At 57.4% G+C, this 14,149-nt stretch carries 1 protein-coding gene and 1 pseudogene; both read right to left on the bottom strand.

Features of this window, described 5'->3' with window-relative positions:
• On the bottom strand, positions 1-699 hold the full coding sequence (locus tag ACP4CD_RS20550) for a phosphopantetheine-binding protein (protein ID WP_426992376.1): 699 nt from the start codon (positions 697-699) through the stop codon (positions 1-3).
• Positions 600-14,146, bottom strand: a pseudogene (locus ACP4CD_RS20545) (amino acid adenylation domain-containing protein); the annotation flags it as partial. The pseudogene ACP4CD_RS20545 and the gene ACP4CD_RS20550, both read right to left, overlap by 100 nt.
• Positions 14,147-14,149: the final 3 nt, after the last annotated feature.

Below are 14,149 nucleotides of genomic sequence, written 5' to 3'. Positions count from 1 at the left end.
TTAGCTGTTGATTAGATTTTTACGCCGGACGGTTTTTTGCCTCGACGCTTTAAGTTCGGCTTTGGCAACGGCGGCGGAGGCATCCGCGCCGCTGTCATCCAGAAAAGCCGCCAATTTGGCTATCGTCGGATAGCGGAATAAATCAACGGTTTGTAAGGCGGGATACTGTTGTTGCAGCGCGTTCCATACTTGCATCAACAATAACGAATGGCCGCCCAAATCGAAGAAACTCTCTTCGGTGCCGAAATCGTCGCGCTGCAATACCTGCCGCCAGATGGCCAACAGTTGTTTTTGAGTTTGGGTTTTTGGCTGACCGGCAACGGGTTTGGGACCGTCGCTACGTTGAGGTTTGGGCAAGGCTTTGCGGTCGACTTTTCCGGAATGGGTCAACGCAAACGTTTCCAAATGAATAAATTCGCTAGGCAGCATATAGGCGGGCAAATACTCCGCCAAGTAATCGCGCAGCTCGCGGGCCGACGAAAGCTTGCCGCGATAGTAAACCAGCAATTGCTGGTTGTCCGCCTGCGTTTGATTGATGACGGCCACCGCTTGCTCGATATCGGCTCTATCTTCCAGCCGGGCTTCGATCTCGCCCAGCTCTATCCGATAACCGCGGATTTTGGCTTGAAAATCGAGCCGTCCCAAGTATTCGATGCTGCCGTCGAGATGGCGAACGACCTGATCTCCTGTGCGGTACATGCGCTCGCCGGCGGCCGAAAAGGATCGGGGATGAAGCGCTCGGCCGTCAAACCGGCGCGATGCCGATACCCCCTGGCCACGCCCTCCCCGGCTATCATCAACTCGCCGGGAAACCCCGGCGGCAGCAGATTCAAGTCTTCATCGACCACGTACAACCGGGTGTTGGCCAAAGGCTCGCCTAGTTTGATCTTGCCGTCGCCCGTTACCAGGCAACGGCTAGACCAAACCGTGGTCTCGGTCGGACCGTAGACATTCCACACTTCGCCAGCTCGCTGCCTAAGCTGGTCGGCCAAATTTAGCGGCAAGGCTTCGCCGCCGCACAACACCTTAAAGCCAGGCCTGCCTTGCCAACCGGAAGCGAGCAACAGGCGCCAACTGGCGGGCGTCGCCTGCATCAGCGTAATATCGTGCTCTTGCAATAAAGCCTGTAAGACGTGGCCGTCAGCGCTTTGCAGGCTATCGGCCAATACCACGGTGGCACCCACCGTCAGCGGCAAATACAACTCCAACGCGGCAATGTCGAACGCCAAGGTCGTCACCGCCAACAAGCGGTCGTCGGCAACGATGCCGGGCCGTTCCGCCATGGTCAGCATGAAATTAACGATATTTTTATGACTGATTTGAACGGCTTTCGGCTTGCCGGTCGAGCCGGACGTGTAAATCACATAAGCCAGATTATCGGGCCTGACCTTGGCTTGTGCACGCCGCGTGTCGGTGGCGTCGGCCGATAGCCGGGCTATATCGCAAGTGGCCGCCGGAAAAGACATCGCGGTCGAGCCCTTCACCAACACCAACGCCGCCCCCGAATCTTCGACCATATAGTGCAAACGCTTGACCGGCAAATTCAAATCCAGCGGCAAATACGCGGCACCGGTTTTCAATACCGCCAGCAACGCCACGATCATTTCGATGCAACGCGGCATGCAGATCGCGACGACGCTTTCGACGCCGATACCCAACGCCTGCAACTGCCCGGCCATGCGCTCGGCCCGCTGTTCCAACTCGGCATAGCTCAGCGATTGCTCGCCGAATGTCACGGCGGTTTTATTGGCGGACTGCCGCGCCTGCCGCTCGATCAGACTATGCAAACACAGTCCCGGCAGACAATGGCTGGCGACCGCCCGCCGGTCAAGCTGCACTAAATCTTGCTGCGCCGCTTGCGACAACAAGCCTATCCCCGACAGCAAAGCGCCAGGTGCGCTTAACATCCGCGTCAGGATGTCTTGCAAATGCCGTAACACACCTTGAATAGCGTCGGCGTCGAAGCGTTGCCGTTGATAGGAAATTTTCAAGCTCAATTCTCGACCCGGCGTCACCAGCAGCGTCAACGGCAAGTCGGTTTGCTCGTAAACTTGAAAATCGTTCAGCTGCAAGATCGATGAGGACTGGCTCAGCGCTTCGTCTATCGGATAGTTTTCGAAGATGAACAGCGTGTCAAACAGTGCCTGACCCGCCGGCACTTGACTCCAGCCTTGCATTTCGGCCAGTTGGAAATAAGTAAAAGGCTCACGCTCCATGCCGTCGTCCATCAATTGTCGCAACAGTTGTTCCACGGTTTGCCCCGATGCCAACTTCGCGCGTACCGGCACGGTGTTGATAAACAGACCCAGCATGTCGCCAACCCGCTCCAACTCGGCCGGCCGGCCGGAAACCGTCAAACCGAACAGAATGTCGCGGCTGCCGCAATACCGGCTCAGCAACACGACCCAAGCCGCCTGCAACACAATGTTGACCGTCACCCGTTGTTGCTGAGCAAACTGTTGCAAAGCGGCCGTCGTCTTACGATCCAAAACCGCTTGCGCTTGAGCAAACTCCGCCTGCCGGCTATGGCTGTCGCCACCGCTATCGATCGCCAGTTTGTTAACGTCGCTAAATCCATCGAGTTGCCGCCGCCAATAAGCCTCCATCGCGCGGCTATCCTGTTCGAGCAACCAAGCAATATAGTCGCGAAAAGGCCTTCTATCCGGCAAACACGGTTGCCGGCCGCTTACGTAAGCGGCATAAAGACCGAAGGCGTCCTCGATCAGTTTCGGCAAACTCCAGCCGTCCAGCAAAATATGATGATAGCTGCAAACAAACACCGATTCCGTGGCACTCAAACGCAATAGGGCAAAGCGCAATAACGGCTGGGCTTTAACATCGAACGGCGTTTGCCTGTCTTGGCGTAAAAAGCTTGCCGATAATTGCTGCCGTTCCGCCGGCGACTTTTTGCTGTAATCGAGGTCCCGCCACACGAACGGCACGTCATCAAACACCACTTGCAGTGGCTCCCGCGCGCCCGGCCAATCGAAGCCCGTCCTTAAAATCGAGTGCCGCCGGATCAATTCCCGCCAAGCTCGCCGCCAGTAATCGACTTGCAGCTCACCGCTGAAACGCCAACTGACTTGTTGCAAGTAGCTGCCGGATTGGCTGTCGAACACGCTGTGAAACAGCAAGCCTTGCTGTAACGGCGCGAGCGGATAAACATCCCGCACGCCGCCGCGCCGCCTCATGTCGCTCAGCCTTTGCTCGTCCGGCATTGCCAACTCGAAGCCGGATTCGACGGGTGCCTGGGCCAAAAGGCCACTCAAATGGCGTTTAAAATCGGCGAGCAATTGCAAAACGGTCGAACGATCGAACTGTAACGGGCTGTAACGCAACTCCAGCCTTAGACAATCTTGATGTACGGCGCCATTAAAATCCATCAACAAGCCAAAATCCTGCCGGCCGGAGCGCTCGTCGCCGCGTCGTTCTTGCGCCTGGGCGATGAATACCGAAGCCTGTTTAGCCTTCTCGAAACGCCCCAAGTAATTGAAGCGAATACCGGTAGCCCGTTGTTCCGCATCCTCCAGTTTCCTTCGCAGAGTCGCGTCGGCGCTCAAATAACGCAAAACACCGTAACTCAAGCCCCGATGCGGCAAAGTGCGCATGGCCGCTTTGACAGCGGACAAGGCCGTTGCTAGGTTTGCCTCGACCGCCAACGGAAACAGCGAGGTAAACCAGCCAACGCTCCTGGAAACGTCCAAATCCTCGAACACATTTTCCCGGCCATGACCTTCGAGTTCGATGACTAGCGTAGTTTTGCCCAAGCGTTGCCACAAGCTTTCCAGCAGCGCCGCCAGCAACACTTCTTCGACGCTGGCTTGTAAGGCTCTCGGCGCCAGCATCAAGGCTTGAGTGATCTCATGGTCGATTTGCAAGGACTCGACAACGGTATCGGCCAAGGTTATCTTGTTGCCGGCCGCATGGTCCAAGGGCAAGCGGGCAAAGCCATACTCACAATGGCGCAGCCAATAGGCTTGGTCGGGCAAGGTCTTGGACCATTGCCGCAAGCGCTCGGCCCAAGCGGGAAAGGCACTGGTTTTTTCGGCAAATTCGGGACTTGTCCCGCGCTTGCCGCCTGATAAGCCAGCTGTAAATCTTCCAACAAAATCCGCCAAGAGACGCCGTCCACCAACAAGTGATGCAACACCAAAAACAAACGGCTATTCCGGTCTTGCCCCTTCGCTTGGAACAACACGACCTTTAGCAACGGCGCATTGAGCCATTGCAGCGAAGCTTGGACGGCTTCGGCCTGCTCGGCCAAATCCTCGGCATCGCGGAAGGTTTTCAACTGAAGCACCTGCTCTATCTCACCATCGGGTGGGATATAAAGCTCGACCGGCGACCTGACTTGCAGTCTGAGGACATCGTGATGATCGAGCACCGCCGCCAAGCTCTTCCGCAATGCGGCAACGTCGATATCAGACGGCACTTCCAACAGCACTGACTGATTGAAATGCTGAACATCCTTGGTCACCGTCTCGAAAAAGTAATGCACTATCGGAGTAGGTATGACAGTCCCCGTAACCCGTCCTTGCTCGGCGCTGGATTTTTCGGCCGCCTCGGCCGATTCGGCGAGAACGGCAATCGTCTGGGCGGAAAACAACTGCTTCAAATCCAGCCGGATCCCGGCTTGTCTTGCCTTAGCCACGATCTGAATGCTTAAAATAGAATCGCCGCCCAATTCGAAATAGTTGTCGTCGATGCCGATGCGGTCTTGGTTCAAGACTTCCCGCCAGATACCCACCAAGCGTTGTTCCACGGCATTGCGCGCTTCCCGGTAGGGCTGTTGGGCTTGAATGTCCGGTTCTTTCAGCGCTTTGCGGTCCAATTTGCCGCTAGCGGTCAATGGCAGTTGCTCTAGCCTGACAGTTTGGCTCGGCCGCATGTACTCGGGCAGTTGCTGCAATTGCTGCTTGACGACCTGATCGAGGTCCGCCGCGTGGCTCACCACATAGGCCACCAGGCGCTTACTTTGCCCTTGGCTCCAAACCTTGACCGCCGCCTCTTGAATCTCGGCATGCTGTTTGAGCACGCTTTCGATTTCGCCCAACTCGATCCGAAAGCCTCTGAGCTTGATTTGGCCGTCTTCCCGGCCTTGGTATTCGATGACGCCGTCGGCCCGGTAGCGGCATATGTCGCCGGTCCGGTACAGCCTTTCGCCTTGACCGAACGGATTGGGTACGAAGCGTTCCGCGGTCAGCTGCGGCTTTTGCTGGTAGCCGCGCGCCAAGCCGATGCCGGCGATGTACAGTTCGCCGGACACGCCGATCGGCACCGGCTGCAATTGGCCGTCGAGGATGTATAAACGTAGGTTGTCGATCGGTTTGCCGATCGCGACGATGGGGCTGGCGGTGTCGGCTGCGTCGCAAGCCCATTCGCTGACGTCGATCGCCGCTTCGGTCGGGCCGTAGAGATTGTAGAGACGCGCCGATGTCAATTTGCCGTAAACCTGTTGTTGCAGGCTCAACGGTAAGGCTTCGCCGCTGCAGATGATGCGCCTTAAGCTGCCGCAGTGCGCCGCTTCGGGGTCGTCGATGAAGGCTTGCAGCATGGACGGCACGAAGTGCAGGGTGTCGATGTGCTGGGCTTGGATCAGTTTGGCCAGGTAATCGCTGTCTTTATGTCCACCCGGCTTGGCGATGACCAAACGGGCGCCGGCGATCAACGGCCAGAAAAATTCCCAGACCGAGACGTCGAAGCTGTACGGGGTTTTTTGCAAGACCCGGTCTTGTTCGCTCAATGGATAACGCCGCTGCATCCAGTTGAGTCGGTTGGCCAGCGCTTGATGGTGGTTGGCGACGCCTTTGGGCTGGCCGGTGGAGCCCGAGGTGTATATCAGGTAGGCGATCTGCCGCGGATGGTATTCGACGGCCGGCGCGCCGGTCGGTTGCTGGGCCAGCTCGGCTTGCAAGGCTTCGATGACCAGCACTTGGCCGGGATAATCCGGCAATGTGGCGATCAAGGCCTGCTGGGTCAGACACCAGCCGGCACCGGCATTGGCGATCATGTAGTCCAAGCGTTCCCGCGGGTAGTCGGGGTCCAACGGCAGGTAGGCCGCGCCGGCCTTGACGATCGCATGCAGGCTGACCACCAACTCCAGGCTGCGCTCCATACACACCGCCACCAAGCTTTCGGTGCCGACGCCTTGCGAGATTAGATAATGCGCCAATTGGTTGCTGCGCCGTTCCAGTTCGTCGTAGGTCAATTGGGTTTGTTCGAATACCAAGGCCACCGCCGCCGGCGTCCGTTGCGCCTGGCGGCTCAACAGCTCTGGAATCAAGGCTTCCGGGTACGCGTAGTCGGTCGCGTTCCAGTCTTCGAGGCAACGCTTTCGCTCTTGGGCCTCAAGCAAGCCAAACTCGGCCAACGGTTTAGCGCCGGCCGACAGCAAGAAATTCAACGCCGATTTAAAATGTGCCAATAGCCTGTTGACGGTGGCGGCGGCAAAAACCTCGGCTTGGTACATGGCCTTGATTTGCAATTGCTCGCCCGGCACGACGACCAGCGTCAGCGGATAATTGGTTTGTTCCTTGAACTGCGCGGCAACGATTTTCAAACCCGCCTGTTCGTCATTCAGCAAGCCGGCGTCCAACGGATAATTTTCCAACACCAACAAACTTTGAAACAAAGACTGGCCGGCCGCATGGCGGCCACTGCATTCCATGATCTTGCTCAACGGCAAATAAGCGTGGGCATCGCGCTTGAACTGTTCGGCCGTCAGCGCTTGCAGCCAATCACAGGCCGATTGCCGGTTATCGATATGGGCCGCGACCGGAATCGTATTGATGAACAAGCCTACGACAGACTCAATCCCCGGCAATTGCGGCGGCCGGCCGGAAACTGTCATGCCGAACACGACGTTTTGCTCCGAACTGTACCGGCTCAGGATCAAGGCCCAGGCCGCCTGCAACAACACCGCTAGCGTGGTGCGCTCCTGTTTAACGAAAGCGCCGATGCGGCGGCTTAATTCCGCCTCCCAAACCGTCGCCGCGTCGGCATAACCGGCAGAGGTTTTCGGTTCGACGCAAGGCAGCACGGTCGCGCCCTGAATCGCCGCCAACTGCTGTTGCCAATATTGCATGGCCGGCTGCGGGTCTTGCTGTGCCAGCCAATGCAGATAATCGGCAAACGGCCTGAGCGGTTTTGCCTGGTAGGCCTGTCCCTGCACCAACGCTTGATACTGCTTGGCAACGTCCTGCAAAACCAAAGGCAAGGACCAGCCATCCATCAATAAATGATGGTAACTCCAGAGTAAACAATATCGCTGCTCGCCCAGTTTAATTAAGCTCAAATGCGACAACGGGCCACGGCTGACGTCGAAGCCTTGCCCGGCTTGTTGCTGCTGCAATAACGCCTGCCGTTGCCGCTGTTCGTCGGCCGCCATGTAGCTCCAGTCCAGTACCTGCCACGAGCAAAACCCGGTTTCGATCAATTGCTGATAAGGCTTGCCGCCGCTTTGTTGCCAAATAAACACCCTTCTTAAAGCATCGTGGCGCAGGAAAACCGCCCACCAAGCTTGTTTAAACAAATCGGCTTGCAGATCGCCCTCGAACGTCAAAACCACCTGTTGGCAGTAAACGCCTTTGTCGTCATCGTACAAGGCATGAAACAGCATGCCTTCCTGAGTCGGCGACAAGGGCAGGCATTGGTTATCGCCATCGGCGGCGAGCACCGATTGTTCGGCTTGTTTAGCCAAGCCGGCCAATTCGGCAATCGTCTGGCCGAGGAACAAATCCTCGACGCGCAACTCAAGGCCCGCCTCTCTGGCTCTGGCCACAATCTGAATACTTAAAATAGAATCGCCGCCCAATTCGAAGTAGTTGTCGTCGATGCCGATGCGGTCTTGGTTCAAGACTTCCCGCCAGATACCCACCAAGCGTTGTTCCACGGCATTGCGCGCTTCCCGGTAGGGCTGTTGGGCTTGAATGTCCGGTTCTTTCAGCGCTTTGCGGTCCAGTTTGCCGCTAGCGGTCAACGGCAGTTGCTCTAGCCTGACAGTTTGGCTCGGCCGCATGTACTCGGGCAGTTGCTGCAATTGCTGCTTGACGGCCTGATCGAAGTCGGCCGCGTGGCTCACCACATAAGCCACCAAGCGTTTACTTTGCCCTTGGCTCCAAACCTTGACCGCCGCCTCTTGAATCTCGGCATGCTGTTTGAGCACGCTTTCGATTTCGCCCAACTCGATCCGAAAGCCTCTGAGCTTAATTTGGCCGTCTTCCCGGCCTTGGTATTCGATGACGCCGTCGGCCCGGTAGCGGCAAATGTCGCCGGTCCGGTACAGCCTTTCGCCGTCGCCGAACGGATTGGGTACGAAGCGCTCCGCGGTCAGCTGCGGCTTTTGCTGGTAGCCGCGCGCCAAGCCGATGCCGGCGATGTACAGTTCGCCGGACACGCCGATCGGCACCGGCTGTAACTGGCCGTCGAGGATGTATAGGCGCAGGTTGTCGATCGGTTTGCCGATCGCGACGATGGGGCTGGCGGTGTCGTCTTCATGGCAAGGCCATTCGCTGACGTCGATCGCCGCTTCGGTCGGGCCGTAGAGATTGTAGAGACGCGCCGATGTCAATTTGCCGTAAACCTGTTGTTGCAGGCTCAACGGTAAGGCTTCGCCGCTGCAGATGATGCGCCTTAAGCTGTTGCAGTTCTCGGCTTCGGGGTCGTCGATGAAGGCTTGCAGCATGGACGGCACGAAGTGCAGGGTGTCGATGTGCTGGGCCTGGATCAGTTTGGCCAGGTAATCGCTGTCTTTATGTCCGCCCGGTTTGGCGATGACCAAACGGGCGCCGGCGATCAACGGCCAGAAAAATTCCCAGACCGAGACGTCGAAGCTGTACGGGGTTTTTTGCAAGACGCTGTTTTGGCCGCTCAATGGATAACGCCGCTGCATCCAGTTGAGTCGGTTGGCCAGCGCTTGATGGTGGTTGGCCACGCCTTTCGGTTGGCCGGTGGAGCCCGAGGTGTAAATCAGATAGGCGAGCTGTTGCGGATGGCATTCAAGGGCCGGCGCGCCGGTCGGTTGTCGGGCCAGCTCGGTTTGCAAGGCTTCGATGACCAGCACTTGGCCGGGATAATCTTGCAGCTTGGCGGCCAAGGCCTGCTGGGTCAGACACCAGCCGGCACCGGCATTGGCGATCATATAGTCCAAGCGTTCTTGCGGATAGTCGGAGTCCAACGGCAGGTAAGCCGCGCCGGCCTTGACGATCGCATGCAGGCTGACCACCAACTCCAGGCTGCGCTCCAGGCACACTGCCACTAGGCTTTCGGTGCCGACGCCTTGCGAGATTAGGTAATGCGCCAATTGGTTGCTGCGCCGTTCCAGTTCGTCGTAGGTCAATTGGCGTTGTTCGAACACCAAGGCCACCGCCGCCGGCGTCCGTTGCGCCTGACGGCTTAACAATTCCGGTATCAAGGCCTCAGGGTACGCGTACTCGGTGGCGTTCCAGTCCTCCACAACCTGCGTCAGTTGCGTTCGAGTCAAGAGCGGAATCCGCGCCAACGGCAAACGCGGGTTCTCGGCCAATTTTTCCAACGCATTGGCCAGCGCCGACAGCAAGGCTGTGATACTGGCTGGCTCGAACAAATCGCTGCTGTATTCCATCGCCAGCGACCAATGCTGGTCTTCTTCGGTCGCATATAAAGTCAAATCGCATTTCGCCGTGGTGCTGGGCAAAACCATAGGCTGGACGTCCAAATCCGGCAACGAAAAAGCTTGCTGCCCTTGGCTTTGATACACGAACATCACCTGGAATAACGGCGAAACCGCCAAATTCCGCTCCGGCTGCAAGGCTTCGACCAAACCTTCGAAGGGATAATATTGATATTCGTAAGCCGATAACGCGGTCGCCTTGACCTGATCCAGCAATTGTTCGAAAGACGAGTTGCCGTCGAGCTTGATCCTCATCAACAAGGTATTGACGAATAAACCGACCACATCCTGCACGTCCTGTCGATCCCGGTTCGCCACCGGCGTGCCGATCATGAAATCCGCCTGGCCGCTATAGCGGTATAAGACTGCCGCAAATGCCGCCAGCAGCAACATGAAGTCGGTTGCCCCCTGCCGTTGCGCTTGCGCGTGCAACGCGGCCCGAATGGACGCCGGAATCGCGTGAAATTGCATCGCGCCGCGGAAAGTTGGCAGCAGCGGCCGGCTGTGGTCGTAATTCAATGCCAAGGTCGTCGGCGCATCGCCTAAAGCCGTCAACCAATAATCCTTAGCCGCCTTAAACCAACCTTGTTCGGCCAGCATCCTTTGCCAACGGCAGTAATCGCCGTATTGCACCGGCAAATCCGGCAATTCGGCGGCGGCGCCCGTCAGGCATTGACGATACAAAAGCGATACGTCGTGCAGCAAGACCTTAACCGACCAACCGTCGGCCACGATATGGTGTATGACCAGCAACAGCAAATGGTGCCGAGGGGCGATTTCCAATAAACATGCCTTGAATACTTGCCCGGTGGCCGGATCCAAGCCGCTATTGGCCTCCTGGCGGAGGATGGTTTCCAGCCCTTGGGCGGCAACCACCGGTGCGCTATAGCAAGCCAATACCGGAACGCCGTGTTCTAGAACTTGTTGACGCAAACCGAGCCCTTCGCCGAAAACCTTGCTGCGCAAGGCCTGATGCCTATTCACCAAGGCTTGCAAGGCACCTTGTAAGGCCTCGCGGTTTAAGTCCCCATAGACATGAAAAGCCAGCGGAATATGGTAAACGCCACCGGCATTTTCCAGACTATTGACGAACCATAAGCGTTCTTGCGAGAACGATAAGGGCGCATCCGCCCGGTCTTGCGGCGAAATCGCCGGCCAAGCCAGCCGCTGCCGATCGCCGTCCAGCAAAAGCTCGCCTAAGCCTTGAATGCTGGCGTGGTTGAAAACATCTTCTATGCTGAGTTTGGTGTGAAAAACCGCCGCCAATTTGGCGATCAAGCGTAGCGCCAGCAGCGAATGGCCGCCGACATGAAAAAAATTGCTGTGAATGCCGAACTCGCGGTGTTGCAATAATTGCTGCCAAATATCGGCTATTTGCCGTTGCAAGTCGTTTTCCGGGGCGCTAAGGTCTTCATCCTGACTTACTACGTCCATAGCCGGCAAGGCCTTGCGATCGACTTTGCCGTTAGCCGATAAAGGCAGCTCGGGCAGCACCATAAATGCAGACGGCAGCATGTAATCGGGCAAAAAGCCCTGCATGAATTCGCGTATCGGCTTAATCAAGGCCGGCGTATTCTCGACGCCGTCCCGCAAGGTCAGATAGGCCAGCAAGGCTTTTTCGCCGCGAAACGATTTAGCCGTCAATACGCAGTTTTGCACGGCCGGATGTTGTTTTAAGACCGCTTCGATTTCGCCCAACTCGATCCGAAAGCCTCTGAGCTTGATTTGGCCGTCTTCCCGGCCTTGGTATTCGATGACGCCGTCGGCCCGGTAGCGGCATAGGTCGCCGGTCCGGTACAGCCTTTCGCCTTGACCGAACGGATTGGGTACGAAGCGTTCCGCGGTCAGCTGCGGCTTTTGCTGGTAGCCGCGCGCCAAACCAATGCCGGCGATATACAGTTCGCCGGACACGCCGATCGGCACCGGCTGCAGTTGGCCGTCGAGGATGTATAAACGTAGGTTGTCGATCGGTTTGCCGATCGCGACGATGGGACTGGCGGTGTCGTCTTCATGGCAAGGCCATTCGCTGACGTCGATCGCCGCTTCGGTCGGGCCGTAGAGATTGTAGAGACGCGCCGATGTCAATTTGCCGTAAACCTGTTGTTGCAGGCTCAACGGTAAGGCTTCGCCGCTGCAGATGATGCGCCTTAAGCTGCCGCAGTGTGCCGCTTCGGGGTCGTCGATAAAGGCTTGCAGCATGGACGGCACGAAGTGCAGGGTGTCGATGTGCTGGGCCTGGATCAGTTTGGCCAGGTAATCGCTGTCTTTATGTCCGCCCGGTTTGGCGATGACCAAACGGGCGCCGGCGATCAACGGCCAGAAAAATTCCCAGACCGAGACGTCGAAGCTGTACGGGGTTTTTTGCAAGACGCTGTTTTGGCCGCTCAATGGATAACGCCGCTGCATCCACTGAATCCGGTTGGCCAGCGCTTGATGGTGGTTGGCGACGCCTTTCGGTTGGCCGGTGGAGCCCGAGGTGTAAATCAGATAGGCGAGCTGTTGCGGATGGCATTCAAGGGCCGGCGCGTCGGCCGGTTGCTGGGCCAGCTCGGTTTGCAAGGCTTCGATGATCAGCACTTGGCCGGGATACGATTGCAGCTTGGCGGCCAAGGCCGGCTGAGTCAGACACCAGCCGGCACCGGCATTGGCGATCATATAGTCCAAGCGTTCTTGCGGGTAGTCGGGGTCTAACGGCACATAAGCCGCGCCGGCCTTGACGATCGCATGCAGGCTGACCACCAACTCCAGGCTGCGCTCCATACACACCGCCACCAAGCTTTCGGTGCCGACGCCTTGCGAGATTAGATAATGCGCCAATTGGTTGCTGCGCCGTTCCAGTTCGTCGTAGGTCAATTGGCGTTGTTCGAACACCAAGGCCACCGCCGTCGGCGTCCGTTGCGCCTGACGGCTTAACAATTCCGGTATCAAGTCCTCAGGATATGCGTACTCGGTGGCGTTCCAGTCTGCCAATAGCTGGCGTCGATAATCAGCGTTCAGCAGCGGCAGCAAGACCGCCGGTTTGTCTTGAAACTCCGGAAAGGACTGTAAAACGGTTTGATAATAATCGGCGAGTCTTTGGGCATCGTCGGCATCCAGTACCTCGCTATTGAATTTAAGCGAACCGACTAAGTCGCCGCCCGCTTCCATCAACTCCAACGACAGATCGAACTGCCCTTCCTGTTGAAACAAGGCATAGGGCGCCAACGCCAAACCACCCCAGTCCACGGTTTGCCCAGCAGTTCGACCGCTGCCGCTGGCATCGAGCAGTAGCTGGGCTTTTTGCAATTGCTGGAACACGAAAGCGGCCTGAAACAACGGCGGACGGCTGGTATCGCGGGACAGCGCCAGCCGCTCGATAATCAAAGCTAACGGAAAAACCTGATGCGCCATGGCCGACAATACTTCCCGACGACAGGCGCGAACGAAATCGGCGACCGTTTGCCCGACGGTTAATTCCGATAACAGCGGCAAGGGATTGACGAAATACCCCACGACGCCGGCATAACGATCGTCATCCCGACCGGCCAGCGGCGTACCGACACAAAGCCGTTGCTGACCGCCGCAGCGGTGTAGCAATAACTGATAAGCCGCGAGCAATAACACGTATAAGGTAACATCCAGCTCGACGGCTAGCGCCCGCAAGGCGGAGACTGTCCGGCTATCGATACGTAAAGGATACGAGGCGCCCCGGTAATTCCGCCGCGCCGGAAAAGGCCGCTTGGTGGGCAGGTTTAATAACGGTGGGGCTTGCACGAATTTATCGCGCCAATACCGCCAATCCGCTTCCAACGTTCCTGAATCAACCTCGGCCACCTGTGTTTCGGCATATTGACGATAAGAAAGCGATAACCTCGGCAAATCAGGCTCACGCCCGGCCACTAAGGCCGAATACACCTGAGCGAGTTCGTCGAGCAACAGCCACAGCGACCAGCCGTCGCCGATAATATGGTGAAAAACCAGCAATAACACCGATTGCCGGGGCGCGCATTGAAATAAACCTACCCTGAACAACGATCGCGAACCGTTCAAATCGAATGGCGCGGCGTAATGTCCGGCCACCTGATCGCTTAAGGTTTGCTCGTCCCAGCCGGACGCATCGATGTGTTGAAAATCGATGCTTGCGCCAGGATCGATGAACTGGCGCGGCTCGCCGTCTTGCGCTTGAAAACGCAAACGTAGCGCAGGATGGCGCTCCGCCAAATAGCGCAAGGCTTGCCGCAGGCGCTCAGGGTCGACCGCCGACAAAATCCTGGCCGAGAAAGCCACGTTATAAGCCGCGCTATCCGGCGCCGTTTGGTGCAGGAACCACAAAGCCCGTTGCCCGTAAGTCAAGACAAAGGGCTCGCGTTGCAAGGTTTGAAAATGCTCGATTAAAGCTTGTTTATGGCTTTTAAGCGCGTCCAGCAGCGCCTCGTTGATGGCTTGTTTGGGTGCCCGGTAACGTAATTTATCGCCTTCCAGCCACAGTTCCACCCGATTGTCGGCCAAATCCCGCAGTAA

Origin of the sequence: Methylomonas stagni, from assembly GCF_050154735.1 — a bacterium.
Classification (GTDB): domain Bacteria; phylum Pseudomonadota; class Gammaproteobacteria; order Methylococcales; family Methylomonadaceae; genus Methylomonas; species Methylomonas koyamae_A.
The sequence above is the reverse complement of the archived record's forward strand: the minus strand, read 5'-3'. Positions and strand labels throughout refer to the sequence as shown.

Bases quoted from the DNA above. Each gene is read 5' to 3' on its own strand.
- ACP4CD_RS20550 (WP_426992376.1), bottom strand. From the start codon at position 699: ATGTACCGCACAGGAGATCAGGTCGTTCGCCATCTCGACGGCAGCATC.